The sequence below is a fragment of the Pseudidiomarina gelatinasegens genome (genome assembly GCF_004025325.1).
Lineage (GTDB): Bacteria > Pseudomonadota > Gammaproteobacteria > Enterobacterales > Alteromonadaceae > Pseudidiomarina > Pseudidiomarina gelatinasegens.
In genome coordinates this window covers 51224-68410 of sequence record NZ_RSFE01000003.1, presented here as the reverse complement: position 1 = coordinate 68410, position 17187 = coordinate 51224, and the positions used below count along the sequence as shown (strand labels likewise).

Below are 17187 nucleotides of genomic sequence, written 5' to 3'. Positions count from 1 at the left end.
CTCTTCTACGTTCAAAGCTATGATGTGGTATCTATGGGTAGCATGCAATGTTTTTACCCAACTTCTTGGAGCTGCCGAGTATGTTTGATTATTTAAAACAATGGTACAACCGCAAATTTTCAGACCCTGACGCGGTAACATTGTTTTTATTAGTACTTCTGACGTTTGCGCTAATTATTTTGTTTAGCGATATTTTGGCACCTATTTTGGTGGCTGTGGTACTGGCGTACTTGCTGGAGTGGCCTGTACAACGTATGGTCCGGGCTGGCTTGCCACGCTTAAGCGCTGTAGGTATTGCTTTCATGAGCTTTGTTGCGCTCATTGTGGTGTTAATGCTGTTCCTGATGCCGGTTATCTGGCAGCAATCGGTCGCTCTGGTAGCGGAGTTACCGCAAATGTTTGCGCAGGTGAAGGTTCTGCTCAATCGGTTGCCCGAAATGTTTCCTGAATACATCAGTCAGGACAACATAAATCACTTTATTCAAACTACCACTGACCGGGCACTCGTGTTTGGCGAAAACATCTTAAGCCAATCGCTTAGCCGCATAATTGGCATCATGGCGTTGTTGATTTATTTGATTATTGTACCGCTGTTGGTGTTTTTCATGTTGAAGGACAAGAACCAGTTGTTGCAGCACTTAAATCGAATTCTACCAACCAATAGACGTTTGATTTCTCAAGTCAGCGATGAAATGAATATGCAAATAATGAACTACATTCGCGGCAAAGCTGTTGAAGTGTTCGTGGTTGGCGTATTTACCTATTTGTGTTTTGCATTCTTTGATTTGCGCTACGCAGTGCTGCTAGCTGTATTGGTCGGCTTTTCAGTACTTATTCCGTACATTGGCGCTGCGGTTGTGACGATACCAGTGTTTTTGGTGGCGTTATTCCAATTCGGTTGGACTGGCATGTTCGCTTGGGTGATGATCGTTTATTTAATCATCCAGGCATTGGATGGCAACCTATTGGTTCCGCTATTGTTTTCTGAAGTGGTTAACTTGAACCCAGTCTATATTATTGGGGCCGTACTGGTGTTTGGCGGTATATGGGGGTTCTGGGGGGTATTCTTTGCGATTCCGTTGGCCAGTTTGGTCAAGGCGGTTTTTACCGCCTTATCCTCTAAACAGGAATTACCTCCTGTACCACCGGAGCCGCAATAAATAGCAAGTTAAGTTTGAGCTAGATAATCAAGTACCACCTGATGGTGGTCTTTGGTTTTAAATTTGTCGAATACGTGGGCAATGTTGCCGTCTTGGTTGATTAAAAAGCTGATGCGGTGCAAGCCATCATATTCGCGGCCCATGAATTTTTTGAGGCCCCACACACCGAAAGCTTCAGCGACTTGATGATCAACATCGCCTAATAAGGTGAAATTGAGTTGGTCACGCTCTGTAAATTTAGCGAGGCGCTTAGGTTCGTCGGTGCTTATACCGACAACTTGAACACCATGGTCGCTTAATTGCTGTTGATGATCACGCAGCTGTTGCGCTTGTACAGTGCAACCGGGTGTCATCGCTTTAGGATAGAAATAAACGAGTACTCGGCCTTGTTGTAACAAAGTCGCCAATGCCACATCGTTATTATTGGCATCGGGTAGGGTAAATTGTGGTGCTTTATCGCCAGCTTTTAAGGTATTCATAATCGCTCCATACAACGCGTGTGAATAAATAACTACAAGGCAGCCATGATAAAAGAAGCGCTGGTTGGAAGCAAAGATACTGACAGCCTTGTCATTGCCGGACGGGAAAAGTACCATTGGAACAGAGATTAATTTTGGGGGCAGTATGTTAACAGGTAGTATTGTCGCGTTAGTGACACCCTTTACCCAACAAGGCAATGTCGACTTTAACGCGCTTGAGGCGTTGGTAAACTGGCATTGTGAAGCAGGTACCGATGCAATTGTGGCGATGGGTACCACCGGTGAGTCGGCGACAATGAGTCATGACGAGCATATTATGGTGGTGTCGGCAGTTGCAGAAATCGCTGCAGGTCGCATTGGTGTGATTGCTGGAAACGGCTCGAACGCGACTGCTGAAGCGGTGTTTTTGACCGAGCGTATGAGCACACTTCCGATACAAGGCTTTCTTAATGTAAACCCTTATTATAACAAGCCGTCGCAGCGTGGGCTGATGGCGCACTATAGAGCGTGCGCTGAGGCCTCTGACTTGCCGCAGTTGTTGTATAACGTGCCAGGACGAACGGCGTCGGATATTCTGCCCGAGCAAGTTGCAGAGCTAGCTGAAATACCAAATATCGTTGGGATTAAAGAAGCTACTGGCGAAGTATCGCGAATTATTCAGTTGAAAAAGCTATGCGGTGACGATTTTATTTTACTGAGTGGCGATGACCCGACGGGTTGCGAGTTCATGCTTCAAGGTGGTCACGGTGTGATTAGTGTCACGGCTAACGTTGCTCCGGAAAAAATGAAAGCTATGGTTGCTGCGGCCACCGCTGGGGACGCTTCGACTGCGAAAGCACTTGATGCTGAAATAGCCAGTATTCACGAAGCTATGTTCGTGCAAGCCAACCCGATTCCGGTGAAATGGGCACTCTCTCTGATGGGGAAATTAGAAGCTAATTATCGATTACCGATGCTTGAGCCGGAACTTCCGCAGCAACAACACATCGAACAAACATTAAAACAAGCAGGTTTAATCTAGAGCGGAGTCATAATGAAATTTAATTTAATTGTACTAGCCGGCGCCACAACAGTGCTGGTTAGTGCTTGTAGTTTTACGCCCAAAGAGCAAGCTGAAGGTAAATTCGACTACACGAAGTTACAAACAGATACTCAAATCCAACCTGCGCCAAATAAGCAATTACCTGCGTTAACGAACCGCTATGCGATTCCTGATGCTGCGAAAGAAGCTCCGATTGGTAAAAATGTACCTATTTTAGCGCCAACGCTGGTATGGCCGGTGGCAGAAGGCAGTCGGGTTGAAGAAAATGAAACCCAAGTTCGGGTGTTTTTCGATGAATTGGAAGGCATGTCAGACGTTGAACAATACGTTTGGCAAGGCGTTTTACAAGCACTTCGTACGCGCGGTGTAAGTCTTGATCAACAAGTTGAAAAGCAATTCGTGGTTACGGATTGGTTGACGGACTCGTTCACCTACGGCGAAGATGAAACGGAAATTGCTGTTAGCCGAAAAGTTAAGATTATGCTGGACACAGCCGAGCATGGCCGGACTACTGCGTTGATCAGTACGGTGAGTGATCGCGAAATTGTGAGTAACAACGACGTAACTATCAGTGCCGACTATTTAAATTTTCAGGACCGTGAAGCCGCCGCAAAAGTACTCAACACAGTGGTCAGCGAAATTGGCATTACGCAACAGAAAGGCGTTGCCGACATTGACGATGATGGTTCTGTAGTGATTGATATGGGCTTCGATGAAGATGGTTATGCCAGCATCATGATGGGTGCAAGCTTCAGTTACACATGGGCGCTGATGCAAGAAGTACTGCCAGAACTCGGTTTTGAAGTGAATGACTTTAATCAGCAAACTGGCCGATACTACACCACCTACAACTCAGAAGAATCAGGCTTCTTATTTTGGGGTAATAGCTCTGAAGGCAAGCTCACGCTACCTAATGGCGACTATGAAGTGAAAGTCACCGGTGATCGTAGCCGCACTTCAATCACGCTGTTCCGTGACAACAAAGCTATCGAAGCAGATCAGGTACTGGAAATTTTTGCACCGTTTGCTGCTGAAATTCGCACCCAAAGTGGCTTATAATACGCGCACTTTTAATCGCTAACTGTTCGGAGATAAAGCTGCTCATGGAAAAACGTACTGAATTATATCGGGGAAAAGCCAAAACCGTATTTACTACGGACAACCCCGAGCGGTTAATTCTTCAGTTCCGCAACGACACGTCGGCATTTGATGGCGAAAAAGTTGAGCAGCTGGAACGCAAAGGTATGGTGAATAATAAGTTTAACAACTTTATTATGGCCAAGTTGGAAGCAGCAGGCATCCCAACGCAACTAGATAAAGTGTTAAGCGAAACTGAAACCTTGGTTAAGAAGCTGGATATGATTCCGGTGGAATGTGTGATTCGTAACTTTGCTGCGGGCTCTTTGGTGCGTCGCCTTGGTGTTACCGAAGGGCAGGCACTTAACCCGCCAACGTTTGAGCAGTTTTTAAAGAATGATGCGCTGCATGATCCACTTATTAATGAATCATTAGCGATTAGTTTTGGCTGGGCGACCGCTGAACAGTTAGCACAAATGAAAGCGCTGACGTTTAAAGTAAACGATGTGTTGCTGAAGCTGTTCGATGATGCCGGTATGTTATTGGTCGATTTCAAACTTGAGTTTGGTGTCGATGGCGACGGTCAAATTGTACTTGGCGATGAATTTAGCCCAGACGGATGCCGTTTATGGGATAAAGAAACACGTAAGAAGCTTGATAAAGATCGTTTCCGTCAGGGCTTAGGCGGTGTGGTTGAAGCGTATGAAGAAGTGGCTGCACGTTTAGGTGTGCCACTTTAATCGTCTGACCATTTGTCTTTATCTTTTTCTTCTTGTTCTTGTTCTTGGTGCCGTTGCTGATGATCTTTCAGCGACGGCATTTTTATATGTGCGGTATGTTTGAGTAACATCAAATTGCCAATAATGATGCCTACACCGAGTAAAATCATTAACCAAACCATATGTCACCTGCGGTAATGTCAGCGCTACAAATTGCGTCGATGAATCGCGCCTTTATATCACCAAGCTGCTCTTGTAGATAGGCTTTACCGGCAATATCGTGTTGGCCGATGAGTTGAGATAGTACTTCGGTGTTTAAAGCTGCCAGAGCTTCACTGGCTAGCGTTTGATGGCTCAGATGCCAAGGCTCAGCGGCCACACCGCCTTGATAGCGTGCATACGGAAAGAAAAAGCCAAAGTCACGTGCATGCTTTATGAGCCATTGGTGCAGCGAGTAGCACGGGCCGTTAAGTTCATATTCAGCCGGAATCAGTTCGAGTTTTCGTTCGCCGCTGCTAAAAGGGGTGGGGTCGTACACATCGAAATCGGTTCCCCAATGATGGCGGCTTGCACCCGGTAGCGCTGACCAGGTTAAAATAGCTTCAATTTTTTCACCGGTTGAGAGTTGTGTCGTGTCTAATAATTCACCCCGGTCATTATACAAAGGAGCGTTACCGTTAAACTTGCGATTCCAAATGGCGCGTTGGCGTTCAAAATCGCGAAACGCAGAGGCAATTGCTAGATGTATCCCATCGGCCGCAGCCGCGTCGCGCATTGCGAGGTAGGCGTCAGCCACGGTCGGTTGCAGGCAAACGCCTTCGCGTTCGCCGGTTACCTGGCGAACATGGCTGTTAGCAATACCACACAGTTCTGCTGGTTTTAGCATAGTAAGTTTTCAAGTACCTTTTCGTACACCCGAGTTAGCGTTTCTAGGTCAGCTTCGCTGACGCATTCGTTAACTTTATGGATGGTTGCATTTATCGGACCGAGTTCAATCACTTGTGCGCCGGTGGGGGCAATAAAGCGGCCGTCCGAGGTGCCACCCGCAGTTGACAGTTCAGGCAACCGGCCCGTGTGTTCCCCAATGGCGTTCACAGTTGCTTCTACCAGTGCACCAGATTCGGTTAAAAACGGATCGCCGTTAAGCTTCCACTGTACCGAGTAATCTAACTGATGGTTGTCCAGAACGGTAACCACATGCTGCTTGAGCTGCTCCGCGGTTGATTCGGTGCTAAACCGAAAATTAAACTGCACATGCAATTCCCCTGGAATCACATTGCCGGCACCGGTACCCGCTTGAACGTTTGAAATTTGAAAGCTGGTTGGCGGAAACGAGCTATTGCCGTCATCCCAGCTTTGTTGTGCCAACTCTGCCAAGGCGGGTGCTGCGTTGTGGACAGGGTTTTCAGCCAAATGTGGATAAGCAACGTGACCTTGTATTCCAAATACGGTCAAATCGCCGGTAAGGCTTCCGCGTCGGCCTATTTTAACCACATCGCCAAGTTCCGCAGTGCTTGAAGGTTCGCCGACTAAGCACCAGGTTATTTTTTCTTGGCGCGCTTCCAGAGTTTCGACAACTTTTGGTGTGCCATTAATGAATGGGCCTTCTTCATCACTGGTAATTAAGAATGCAATACTGCCTTGATGATCTGGGTTATCCGCGACAAACCGTTCAGTGGCAACGACCATAGCTGCCAAGCTACCTTTCATATCGGCGGCGCCGCGTCCAAAAATATAACCATCTTTGCGTGTGGCTGAAAATGGCGGGTAGATCCAGGCATGCTCGGCGCCCGCAGGAACTACGTCGGTGTGCCCAGCAAAGCAAAAAACTGGGCCGCTGTCACCGCGTCGAGCCCACAGGTTGGTGGTGTCATCAAAGACCATGCTTTCCAGTTTAAAGCCTATCTTAGCAAGGCGCTCTCCAAGCAATTGCTGACACCCTTCATCGTTAGGCGTTACCGAAGGGCGTTTGATAAGCTCGCAAGCCAGTTCAATAGTTTCCACTAACGTTGCTCCAAAGCGTGTTGCCACGTTTTTTCATTGAACCCCGCAATAAATTGACCGTGTACATCCAATAAAGGTCGCTTCATCAATGTGGGGTATTCTTGCAACAGTGTCACGGCGTCATTAGCGTTTGAGATGTGTTGTTGTGTTTCGTTCAGTTGACGCCATGCTGTACTGCGCTTATTAATCACAGTATCTTGTCCTAACTGTTCAAGCCAGGCAAACAATGTTTCTGGTGGCACTGGGGTAGCGCGAACATCGTGGAAAGTGAAATCAAGTTGTTGTTGCTCAAGCCATTTGCGTGCTTTGCGCACCGTGTCACAATTTGGAATGCCATATACTGCGATAGTCATAAAGGTTGAATTCTCTCGGTATGTTCAGTTCATTTGAACATTGTGTCAAAGCTACTGTGAATTCTCCACAATTTATGTGGATAACTCTGTGGGTTAGCTGCCGTGAAGTCAGTAACTAGTTGAAAAATATGAATAAACATTCTTGGTTGAATAACGAACAACGAGTCGTAAATTTATGAATTTTTGGAAGCTTTTGAAAGACGGTCAACACTATGCGCACGTTTGGCCACGGCACGCGGTGGTTGCGGCAATGACAGAAACACGCGTTATTCCAGCCGTTGCATTTGCCGCGCGGTGGATGCCTGTTATGGCGGTGCTGAATTTAGCTGTGCAGTGGCAATGGCAGGGAACGGTGATGTTACCGCAAGCTCTGGTCACATCTTTATTTCTATTGTCGTTGCCATTTCAAGGTTGGTTTTGGTTGGGGCGGCGCGCTAATACCAAGCTCGATGCACGTCTTAAGCACTGGTATTGTGATCTTGCTTCTAAACTCAAGGTACAGCCGTATCCGCAGCCTACTTATATGCACTTGGGTAAGATATTACGAAAAGCATTGAAGGAATTGCCGCCAGACGAGCACTAATGTCGGGCGGCAGGGTTCTTAGCTAAAGCTGTTAAATTGAGAACGTGCTCCAAATTGGCGCATGATCAGAAGGTTTTTCAATGCCCCGCAGGTCATAATCAATGCCCGTGTCGGTACACAGTGTCGCGAGTTTTGGCGTGGCTAGAATTAAATCGATTCGTAGCCCACGATTGTCATCGAAACCTCGTGAACGGTAGTCGAACCAGCTAAATCTGTCCGTTACGTCTGGATAATGTTGGCGGTAAGTATCCACCAAGCCCCAATCGAGAAGGGTATTTAACCAAATACGCTCCTCGGGTAGGAAACTGCATTTGCCGGTACGTAGCCAGCGTTTTGCGTTGTCTTCACCAATACCAATATCACAGTCTTGGTGGGAGATATTCACATCGCCCATAACGATTACCGGTTGTTCGCTATCGAGCTCATTATTTAAATAGTCCATTAAATCAGCATAAAATTTTTCTTTCGCTGGAAACTTCAACGGATGGTCACGACTTTCGCCTTGTGGGAAATAGCCATTAAGAACGCGAACCCGTTCGCCGGTATCAGTGACAAAGTCACCCATAATCATACGGCGCTGTGCTTCTTCGCCATCATTTGGAAAGCCAAACGTTGGGTTTTCCAATGGCTTTTTACTCAACAATGCGACGCCATAGTGACCCTTTTGACCATGAAATATAACGTGATAGCCCAAGGCTTGCACATCAGCGAGCGGGAATTGCTCATCATGAACTTTGGTTTCCTGCAGGCCGATAACGTCAGGGTTATGTTTTTCGATAAGCGCTTCAAGCTGATGGAGGCGAGCGCGGATGCCATTAATATTAAAGGAAATGACTTTCATTTTGTCTCTCAATTGCAAGTTCATAATGTATAGTGCGCAAGCATATCAGATTGGTACAATCGAGGCGACAACAGCTGCCTCGGAGCTGCTTTTTCGATATACTCGATGTATGTAACACCTGATGCCGACAAGGATTATGATAACAATGACAACCGATTGGTTGAGGATAAAGGCAGGGCGTGAAGCTTGGCTTCATGTTCAGGAAAATGGCTTAAATGCAGACGATATAGGTTTGTTGCTGGGGGCTTCCGGTGGCCCCAAGTGGTTTGTCTTGCAAGGGCTTGATCGGTACTTGTTTGGCGATTTTTTTGCGCAACGCCAGCAACCTTTAGACATGTTAGGAACCTCTGCAGGAGCGTGGCGATTTGCCAGCCTTGGGCAAGCTGATCCAGTGGCGGCGAGTGACCTTTTTTGTCGTTTGTACCGCAAACAGACCTACAGCGAAAAGCCTGACGTACGGGAAATTACTGACGAAGCAATCAAGTTACTTCACGAATACATTCCCGATAATGTGGTGCCGAAGATATTAGAGCAGGATAAGTTTCGCCATCATTGGATAGTGACGCGGTGTCGTGGGCTATCGGCAGTGAACGGGAAACGCCAATTGGCGGGCTTATTGGGCTCGGCGGCGTTAAATGCAGTTAATCGGCGTTGGCTAGGGCATTTTTATGACCGTGTTATTTTTCATCATCCGAGTTCTGATGTAGGTTTTGCCAACAATTGGGTTGATATACCCACGTTAAAAGCCACGCTAACGGCTGATAACTTTAAATCTGCGTTGTTAGCCACAGGTTCTATTCCTATGGTGCTAGAAGGGGTTCGTGATATACCTGGTGCTCCGGCAGGCATGTATCGTGACGGCGGAATTACAGATTATCATTTTGATGTGGATTTATCACAAGTGAAAGGCTTGGTGCTGTATCCACATTTTTATCATCAGGTGGTGCCAGGTTGGTTTGATAAAAACCTTAAATGGCGCAGAACCAATGGTACAAAGTGGCCAAATGTGATCTTAATGTCGCCTTCACCCGAATTTATAGCGTCATTGCCCTATGGCAAGATTCCAGATCGGACCGACTTTGCCAAACTCAGTGTTGCCGAGCGCTTTAAATATTGGCAACAAGCTGTTGATCAAGGTCAACGTATGGCCGATCAACTACGCGAATGGGTCACAACTGGCGAAATTCGCAATAAGATAACGTTGTGGACGTGAACGCCCGGAAACAGGCGTCAATTAATGGAGTAAATATCGATGCGCTATCAAGGTAGCCCCAAATTTAGCCATGCTCAAACTGATCGAATTGGTGTTTTGATTACCAACCTAGGCACACCAGATGCCGCAGAAACACCGGCATTGCGCACATATCTACGTGAGTTTTTATCTGATCCACGTGTTGTTGAAGTGCCGCGATTACTTTGGTGGCTGATTTTAAATGGGGTTATTTTACGTATTCGCCCACGTCGTTCAGCGGCTGCTTATAAAACAGTTTGGACTGAACGCGGTTCGCCCTTGCTGTTTCACACCAAAGATCAGCAGCAAGCACTGCAGGCTAAATTGGCGGAACGTTATGGCGACGACGTGGTGGTGAAATATGCGATGCGTTACGGCAACCCTTCGATTGCGTCAGGCTTGCAAGAATTATTTGATGCTGGTGCGCGCAAGCTGGTGGTGTTGCCGCTGTACCCGCAGTATTCAGCCGCAACAACCGGTTCAACCTTTGATGCAATTAGTACCGACTTCAACAAACGCCGCTGGTTGCCAGACTTTCGATTCGTCAGTCACTACCATGATCACCCAGCGTACATCGCAGCGGTCGCACAAAGCATTAAACAGTTCTGGGAAACCCAAGGTAAGCCGGAGAAGCTTATTCTGTCATATCATGGCGTGCCGCTTCGTTACTTGCATGAAGGCGACCCGTATCACTGCGAGTGCCACAAAACGTCACGTTTGATTGCCGAACAGTTGGGCTTGCAAAAACATGAATACATCACTACCTTTCAGTCACGTTTCGGCCGTGAAGAATGGTTGCAACCGTATACGGATGCGACTCTGAAAGCCCTGCCTGGGCAGGGTGTAAAACGTATCCAGGTTGTTTGTCCAGGGTTTAGTTCCGATTGTTTAGAAACCATCGAGGAAATCGGTGAAGAAAACCGGGAATACTTTATGGAAGCGGGTGGTAAAGACTACGCGTATATTCCAGCGTTAAATGCTGAGCCCGGTCATATTGATGTGCTCGCTCAGATTGTTCAGGAGCAGTTACATGGTTGGACCCTTGAACATACTGAATCAGAGCGTGCTGAGCGAGCCAAAGCTTTAGGAGAGTGAGCATGAGCAACGCCGATGATAAAGATACGAAGTTAACGCCTGAAGAAGAACGTCAGCGGGTGTATCAGGTGTCCGCCAATCGCGGTCGGTCACGGCATAAGCTACGCTATGTTGAAAGCTCAGTTGCAGATACCGGGGATTGTCGGCTGTGTGTTGGCGCATTGAGTCCCGAAGACAAAGAACCGGAACAAAACGATAGCAACAAGGAAGATACCGATAACTCATGACCGAGGTGCCAGAAGGTCACTTTTCTGATGTCATCGCTCCACTGTTAGCGCAGCATCCGCAGCAAAGTGGTGTGCTGCCATTAATCAACGCTCGCGAAGCTTTTGCGGCCCGCGTGGTGATGGCGCGCCATGTGCAATTCAGTCTAGATATTCAATACTATATTTGGCGCAATGATCGTACCGGTACCTTGCTGTTTGAGGCGCTACATGAAGCGGCGGAGCGGGGCGTTCAAGTGCGGTTGCTACTGGATGACCACAATACTGCGGGCCTCGATGCTGCGCTCATAGGGCTGCAAAGCCACCCTAACATTGACGTTCGGCTGTATAACCCGCTACGACTTCGTTGGCCTCGGTTTATAAATTACCTTGCTGACTTCACGCGCATCAATAAACGCATGCACAATAAAGTATTCATTGCCGATAAGCAGATGTTGATTAGCGGTGGGCGAAATATTGGCGACGAGTATTTTGGCGCCCACGACGATACGATTTTTGCAGATCTTGACGCGTTGATGATTGGCCCGGTAGTTGACGATGCGAATACAGAATTTGAAAACTATTGGAATAGTGTGTCAGCAACGCCCTTGTCGGAATTATTTACGCTGTCAAAGCCGCAAAGTCTTGCAACGCTTGAATACAGAGCCACAGAGCTAGAATCCGATCCGCATGCCCAGCGTTACTTTGATGCCGTGCGTAAATTGCCTTTTGTACAAAACTTCCTAAATCAACAAATCAAATTTGTCTGGGCCGATGTGCAGCTGGTTACCGACAACCCCAATAAAACCTTGGGGCTTGCGCAAGAGAATCAGTTGCTTGGCTACCAGCTGCAGCAAGTTATCGGTGACCCTCAACGTTGCGTGCGGCTTGTTTCGCCTTATTTTGTACCAACTCAGGCTGGTGTTTCGCACTTGTGCGCAATGGCTCAGCGTGGTGTTGCAATCACGATTCTTACCAACGCGCTGGAAGCAACTGATGTGGCTGTTGTGCATGCAGGTTATGCGAAATGGCGGAAAACACTGCTAAAAGCAGGTATTGAGCTCTATGAAGTACAAAAGGTTTCGCCGTTGGCGCGTAAACAAGAACGAAAGTTGCGGCGACAGCGTTTAAAAGGTAAAGAACGATTTGGTGGGGCGGCGTCAAGCTTGCACGCCAAAACCTTCAGTGTGGATAAAGAACGCGTATTTTTCGGCTCATTTAATTTCGACCCGCGGTCGTTAAAGCTAAATACAGAGCTGGGCTTCGTTATTCATAACGAGGCGCTGGCTAAGCAAATTGATCATGCCTTTGAACACACCATCCCAAATTATGCGTATCGCGTGCAGCTTGATGAGAATGACAAGCTATACTGGGAAGAACGATTAGGGCCAAGAATTACCCGATATAACACGGAACCTGGCGTATCGTGGTGGCGACGCTTAAGTATGCGTACGTTAGCGTTACTCCCCATCGATTGGCTGCTTTAATGGACAAAGCACAAGGAGCTGTTCATGCATCTTACCTTTTTAGGCGGCAGTGAAACCGTAACAGGATCAAAATACTTGCTTGAAACTGACACCACGCGTGTTTTGATCGATTGTGGTTTATTCCAGGGCTACAAGTGGTTGCGGCGCCGAAACTGGCAGCCCTTGCCTATGGGCATACAGGATGTTGACGCTGTTGTTTTAACCCATGCTCACCTTGATCATTCAGGGTTTATTCCAGTGTTGTATCGCCATGGGTACCGTGGCCCTGTGTTTACCCATCATGCAACGGCCAGGCTGTGCGGGTTACTGTGGCCGGACAGCGGAAGAATTCAGGAAGAAGACGCGAAATTTTACTACCGGCATAAACTCAGCCGACATGAGAATCCGGAAGCTTTGTATGATGAAGCTACTGCTGTAGCGGCGTTAAAATTGATTCAACCTGTTGATTTCAATAAGCAATTCACCATCGGTGATATTACCTTCTATCTTAATCCGGTTGGCCATATTTTAGGAGCTGCCAGTGTTATTGCTGAACACAAAGGCAAACGTATTGGTTTTAGTGGTGACATTGGTCGGCCCCATGACATATTGATGAAGCCACCGGCGCCATTGCCGGCGGTTGACGTGCTCTTGCTGGAGTCTACCTATGGTGATCGTCGTCACGTTGAAGACGACCCGTGGGAACAATTAGCTGATGTGGTGAATGAAACCGCCGCAGGGGGGGGCGTATTGCTGATACCGAGTTTTGCGGTTGGGCGTGCTCAATTGTTGCAGCATATGCTGGTGACATTAATGGCAGAACGCAAAGTACCGCGAATGCCAATTTTCCTTGATAGCCCTATGGCGATAAAAGCCTCGGACATTTATGGTGACTATCATGAGTTTCATCGGCTTTCAGATGCCCAATGTCAGGCCGCTGAAAAGGCCGTTATCTATACCTCGCATGTTGAAGATTCAAAAGCAATTGCCAAGCAAACTGGGCCGCACATTATTATCGCTGGTAGCGGCATGGCCACAGGCGGGCGTATTTTACACCACTTTAAACACTGGCTGGGTGACCATCGGGCCACAGTATTATTTTCCGGGCATCAGGCTGGCGGTACGCGCGGTGCGAAAATGGAGCAGGGTGTGGAGCATATTAAAGTGCATGGTGAATGGTTACCTGTCAAAGCCCGCATCCGTCGATTAGACGGTCTTTCCGGGCATGCCGACTACAAAGAAATTGGCGATTGGTTAGCGAGTTCTAAGCTACCACCAGACCTTCAAGTGCATTTGGTGCATGGCGAACCTGATGCGCTAGAGGCGATGTCGGACTATTTAAAGCAAACCACCTCGTATGACGTAAATATTGCGGCCTACATGGGCGTGTTGCATTTAGATAACGTGTAAACGACGTTAAACAAACAGCATAACAATCACGGTGGTAACCACTGCCATGAGCAGGTTGAGCATCATGCCCTCACGCACCATGGTTTTGATGGTAATGCGCTCAGCTGCAAAGACGATTGAGTTAGGTGGTGTTGCTACCGGTAGACAGAAAGCACAGCTACAGGCAATAGCTGCTGGTATCATCAGCATTTCCGGTGGCAACTCAAGCGCTCCGGCAGCAGCGGCTAGAACAGGCATCAGCAAGGTTGCTGTTGCCGTGTTCGAGGTCACTTCAGTTAACAGGCTTACTGAGATAGCCAGGCAGAATACCAACAGCCACGTTGGCAAGCCGCCAAGCCCAACCAGCGCGTCGCCGATAATGTTGCTTAAACCGCTACTAACAAAGCCTTGTGCAAGTGCAATGCCGCCAGCAAACAGTAACAGAATGCCCCATGGAATATTTACCGCATCACGCCACTCAAGCAGTGGTGTTCCTTCACGATCATGCCACACAAACAACGCCAGCACGCCCATAAAAGCAACTGTGGCGTCGCCCATATCACCTAAACCTAAGCCACCAGACCAACCGCCAAATGGTGCGGTGCGGGTCATCCACAGCACAATCACCGTACCAAAAACCATCAATACACGTTTTTCAGCGCTGCGTATGGGGCCGCTTTCGGCTATTTCGAGCATTCCTTGGGTTTTAAGGCCACGGGTTAACCACCATGCCATTAATGGAATACCTACCACTACTAACGGCAGCCCCACTTGCATCCAGCGGGTAAAACCAAAGCTTACGCCGGTATAACTTTCATACACCGAAGCGAAGATTAAATTAGGCGGCGTGCCGATTAATGTGGCAATACCGCCAACCGAAGCCGAATAAGCGAGCCCGAGCAGGAGTGCGCGTTGGAATTTTTGATCAGAACTGGCGTCGGCCAAGGCTAGCGCGACGGGTAGTAAGGCTAAAACCGCAGCGGTATTTGAGATCCACATTGACAAAAAAGCAGTAGCAATCATAAAGGCGAAAACCATGCGCCTAGCGCTACTGTTACCAAGTTTTCGCACTAAACCCAACGCAATACGTTTGTGAACGCCGCTCATTTCAACGGCTTTCGCCAACATGAAGGCGGCCATAAACAGCAAGATTATCGGGTTGCCGAGGGCACCGGACACTTCGTTCACACTGGAAATACCGCCTAAAGGTAACAATACGAAGGGCAATAGTGAGGTAGCAGGTAGGGCGATGGTTTCAGAAATCCACCACCATGCAACCCAAACAGTTGTCGCTAATGTCCATGCAGCTGCAGCGGGCATTGCAAAAATAGAATGCGTGAGGAAATAAACAAAAACAGCGGCAGCTGGGCCTGCGATACGGTGAAACATGGGGTTAGTTGCTCCGATTAATTTAAAAATAGGCTACCAGAGTTGCCGCTAATTTGAAATTTTTCCTCTTAACGCATAGGGTTAAATAACAATTTATAAAGGAGCGAGCAAGCATGTCGAGCGAAAAAGCGAAATGGAACTCCGCCATATTGGCACCGGTTTTCTTCCCGGCCGTGGCGGTTATTGCGCTACTTGTTATTGGTACTTTAAGCAATCCTGAGCTAGCTGGGGAGCTATTCAGTCAGGTCTTAGCATGGATAACCAAAGACTTTGGTTGGTTTTATATGTTGGCCGTTGCAATTTTCCTCGTTTTTATTGTCGTTGTTGCGGTATCGAAATGGGGGCGAATAAAGCTGGGGCCTGATCATGCCGAACCTGAATACAGTTTCCCCGCTTGGTTTGCGATGTTATTTTCTGCGGGCTACGGTATCGCGCTGCTATTTTTTGGGGTTGCCGAGCCTGTACTGCATTATGCTAGCCCACCGGTTGGTGCTGCCGAAACGGTCGATTCAGCGAAACAAGCCATGCAGATTGCTTATTTCCATTGGGGCTTCCATATTTGGGCTATTTACGGCTTGGTTGGTTTAGTGCTGGCATATTTCTCATTCCGTCATGGCTTGCCCTTGTCGATGCGTTCAACCTTGTATCCGCTTATTGGTGAGAAAATACATGGGCCAGCTGGGCATGCGGTAGATACCTTTGCTATTTTGGGCACCATGTTTGGTATCGCCACAACGCTTGGGCTGTCAGTTATCCAGATTAACGCCGGCTTGCATTATTTGTGGCCAGAAATACCCATCAGCAGCACGGTTCAGATTATTGCCATTGCCGTGATTACGGTATTTGCCATCATGTCTGTAGTCGCGGGTTTGGATAAGGGTATCAAGCGATTGTCCTATGTAAACATGACGTTGGTGTTGTTGCTGCTGTTCTTCGTGTTCTTCGCGGGCCCAACGGTTCATATACTTGAAACCTTTCTTCAAAATACCGGCTCGTATCTGAATAACATTGTTGAGCGTACGTTTAACTTACAGGCGTATTCACGCAGTGACTGGATTGGTAACTGGACCCTATTCATCTTCGGTTGGACGATTGCTTGGGCACCGTTTGTTGGTCTGTTTATCGCCAAAATAAGCCGTGGACGCACCATTCGCCAGTTCGTATTTGGCGTCATGTTTGTACCCACTATGTTTACATTCTTTTGGTTTAGCGTGTTTGGTGATACAGCATTGAGCCTGATCATGAATGAAGGCTATACCGCGTTAATCAGTGAAGTTCAAAATGATGAAGCCATTGCTTTATTTAAGTTGTACGAGCGTCTGCCATGGACCAACCTCCTTTCCATTGCAACGGTTATCCTGATTGTGACCTTCTTTGTAACCTCGTCAGATTCAGGCTCATTGGTGATTGACTCGTTGGCCTCTGGCGGCGTTGCAGAAACACCCGTGTGGCAGCGTGTGTTTTGGGCTACGGCAGAGGGTGTGGTCGCTGGCGTTCTGTTACTGGCCGGTGGTTTAGGAGCCTTACAGACCGCTTCAATAGCGAGTGCATTGCCGTTCGCGGTGATAATTTTGATTGCCGCATTTGGTATGTGGCGCGCTTTGGTCATTGAAGGGCACCAATATGCCAGCTTAAAAACCGCGATGCGTACGCATCGGCGCGGTGTTCACGCAGGGCCTTCGTATTGGAAAAAACGTTTGGCGGGCGTGGTTGATTTTCCGCGTCAAAAAGAGGTTCGCGACTTCATTGAACACACCGTTATGGACTGTTTAAACGACGTGTCGAAAGAGCTGGGCGGGAATAAATGGGACGCGATAGCAGATTATGAGCCTGACCATGTTCGTGCTGTACTTACTATTCGTCGTCAAGATGAAGTTGAGTTCAGCTATGAAGTTCGCATGCGCGCCTATCAGCGCCCGCAGTTTGCGATAAATGATAAACGCGACAAATCAGATGCGGAATATTATCGTGCGGAAGTTTTCTTGCGCCAGGGCGGTCAAGCTTATGATCTGTACGGTTATGAACCGAATGACATTATCAACGATGTAATTAACCAGTTTGAAAACTACTTGCAGTTCATGCACATATCACCAGGGAGCTTACCGTGGGATCTTGAACAACATGACGAGGATTTAAAACCGTCGAGTTAAAGCAGC

The 17187-nt window shown here is 47.8% G+C and carries 18 protein-coding genes; 11 read left to right on the top strand and 7 right to left on the bottom strand.

The genetic code is table 11. The features are described 5' to 3' along the window. Positions 1-80 precede the first annotated feature (80 nt). Complete coding sequence (locus EGC76_RS04590; RefSeq protein WP_128351835.1) at positions 81-1160, top strand: AI-2E family transporter; 1080 nt, start codon at positions 81-83, stop codon at positions 1158-1160. 8 nt (positions 1161-1168) lie between these two features. Here the strand turns inward: EGC76_RS04590 and bcp are convergent, their stop codons facing one another. Continuing rightward, positions 1169-1639: a thioredoxin-dependent thiol peroxidase gene (bcp, locus tag EGC76_RS04585; protein ID WP_128351834.1), complete on the bottom strand. Its 471-nt coding sequence runs from the start codon at positions 1637-1639 to the stop codon at positions 1169-1171. A gap of 145 nt (positions 1640-1784) precedes the next feature. Between bcp and dapA the strand changes: the two genes are divergently transcribed. Genes dapA through purC form a run of 3 tightly spaced genes read left to right on the top strand, consistent with a single transcriptional unit; the run spans position 1785 to position 4498 of the window. Continuing rightward, on the top strand, positions 1785-2660 hold the full coding sequence (gene dapA, locus EGC76_RS04580) for a 4-hydroxy-tetrahydrodipicolinate synthase (protein ID WP_128351833.1): 876 nt from the start codon (positions 1785-1787) through the stop codon (positions 2658-2660). Between the two features lie 12 nt (positions 2661-2672). Beyond that, the gene (gene bamC, locus EGC76_RS04575; RefSeq protein ID WP_128351832.1) at positions 2673-3740 is read left to right on the top strand and encodes an outer membrane protein assembly factor BamC; all 1068 of its coding nucleotides are present in this window, start codon (positions 2673-2675) and stop codon (positions 3738-3740) included. A gap of 44 nt (positions 3741-3784) precedes the next feature. Next, positions 3785-4498 carry a phosphoribosylaminoimidazolesuccinocarboxamide synthase gene (gene purC / locus EGC76_RS04570; protein WP_128351831.1) on the top strand — a complete coding sequence of 238 codons (714 nt, stop codon included), beginning with the start codon at positions 3785-3787 and terminating at the stop codon, positions 4496-4498. Here purC and EGC76_RS04565 read toward each other — a convergent pair. Genes EGC76_RS04565 through EGC76_RS04550 form a run of 4 tightly spaced genes read right to left on the bottom strand, consistent with a single transcriptional unit; the run spans position 4495 to position 6834 of the window. Beyond that, on the bottom strand, positions 4495-4659 hold the full coding sequence (locus tag EGC76_RS04565) for a DUF2897 family protein (protein ID WP_128351830.1): 165 nt from the start codon (positions 4657-4659) through the stop codon (positions 4495-4497). The two genes, purC and EGC76_RS04565, sit on opposite strands and share 4 nt — an antisense overlap. Further along, positions 4647-5363: a M15 family metallopeptidase gene (locus EGC76_RS04560; protein WP_128351829.1), complete on the bottom strand. Its 717-nt coding sequence runs from the start codon at positions 5361-5363 to the stop codon at positions 4647-4649. The genes EGC76_RS04565 and EGC76_RS04560 overlap by 13 nt, the downstream gene beginning before the upstream one ends. Further along, on the bottom strand, positions 5357-6508 hold the full coding sequence (dapE, locus tag EGC76_RS04555; RefSeq protein ID WP_128351828.1) for a succinyl-diaminopimelate desuccinylase: 1152 nt from the start codon (positions 6506-6508) through the stop codon (positions 5357-5359). The genes EGC76_RS04560 and dapE overlap by 7 nt, the downstream gene beginning before the upstream one ends. Further along, positions 6481-6834 (bottom strand): Spx/MgsR family RNA polymerase-binding regulatory protein, encoded by a 354-nt coding sequence (locus EGC76_RS04550; RefSeq protein ID WP_128351827.1) that lies wholly within the window; start codon positions 6832-6834, stop codon positions 6481-6483. The genes dapE and EGC76_RS04550 overlap by 28 nt, the downstream gene beginning before the upstream one ends. Before the next feature lie 175 nt (positions 6835-7009). On the opposite strand from EGC76_RS04550, the gene yfbV reads away from it, so the two are divergent. After that, on the top strand, positions 7010-7417 hold the full coding sequence (gene yfbV, locus EGC76_RS04545) for a terminus macrodomain insulation protein YfbV (protein ID WP_128351826.1): 408 nt from the start codon (positions 7010-7012) through the stop codon (positions 7415-7417). Between the two features lie 31 nt (positions 7418-7448). On the opposite strand, the gene xthA is transcribed toward yfbV, so the two are convergent. Continuing rightward, a complete protein-coding gene (gene xthA / locus EGC76_RS04540) occupies positions 7449-8258 on the bottom strand; it encodes an exodeoxyribonuclease III (protein ID WP_128351825.1) in 810 nt (269 codons plus the stop codon). Between the two features lie 145 nt (positions 8259-8403). Here xthA and EGC76_RS04535 point away from each other — a divergent pair, with 145 nt between their 5' ends. The 5 genes from EGC76_RS04535 to EGC76_RS04515 are packed head-to-tail and all read left to right on the top strand — an operon-like array spanning position 8404 to position 13663. Then, a complete protein-coding gene (locus EGC76_RS04535) occupies positions 8404-9471 on the top strand; it encodes an alpha/beta hydrolase (protein ID WP_128351824.1) in 1068 nt (355 codons plus the stop codon). 39 nt (positions 9472-9510) lie between these two features. Further along, complete coding sequence (gene hemH, locus EGC76_RS04530) at positions 9511-10584, top strand: ferrochelatase (protein WP_128351823.1); 1074 nt, start codon at positions 9511-9513, stop codon at positions 10582-10584. Positions 10585-10586: 2 nt separating this feature from the next. Further along, positions 10587-10811: a hypothetical protein gene (locus EGC76_RS04525; protein ID WP_128351822.1), complete on the top strand. Its 225-nt coding sequence runs from the start codon at positions 10587-10589 to the stop codon at positions 10809-10811. Then, a complete protein-coding gene (locus EGC76_RS04520; RefSeq protein WP_128351821.1) occupies positions 10808-12274 on the top strand; it encodes a phospholipase D family protein in 1467 nt (488 codons plus the stop codon). Before EGC76_RS04525 ends, EGC76_RS04520 begins: the two co-directional genes overlap by 4 nt. Before the next feature lie 24 nt (positions 12275-12298). Further along, on the top strand, positions 12299-13663 hold the full coding sequence (locus EGC76_RS04515) for an MBL fold metallo-hydrolase RNA specificity domain-containing protein (protein WP_128351820.1): 1365 nt from the start codon (positions 12299-12301) through the stop codon (positions 13661-13663). A gap of 6 nt (positions 13664-13669) precedes the next feature. On the opposite strand, the gene EGC76_RS04510 is transcribed toward EGC76_RS04515, so the two are convergent. Further along, entirely contained in the window at positions 13670-15031 is a 1362-nt protein-coding gene (locus EGC76_RS04510) for an SLC13 family permease (protein ID WP_128351819.1), read from the bottom strand. Between the two features lie 113 nt (positions 15032-15144). On the opposite strand from EGC76_RS04510, the gene EGC76_RS04505 reads away from it, so the two are divergent. Further along, positions 15145-17181 (top strand): BCCT family transporter, encoded by a 2037-nt coding sequence (locus EGC76_RS04505; protein ID WP_128351818.1) that lies wholly within the window; start codon positions 15145-15147, stop codon positions 17179-17181. The last annotated feature ends 6 nt before the right edge of the window (positions 17182-17187 follow it).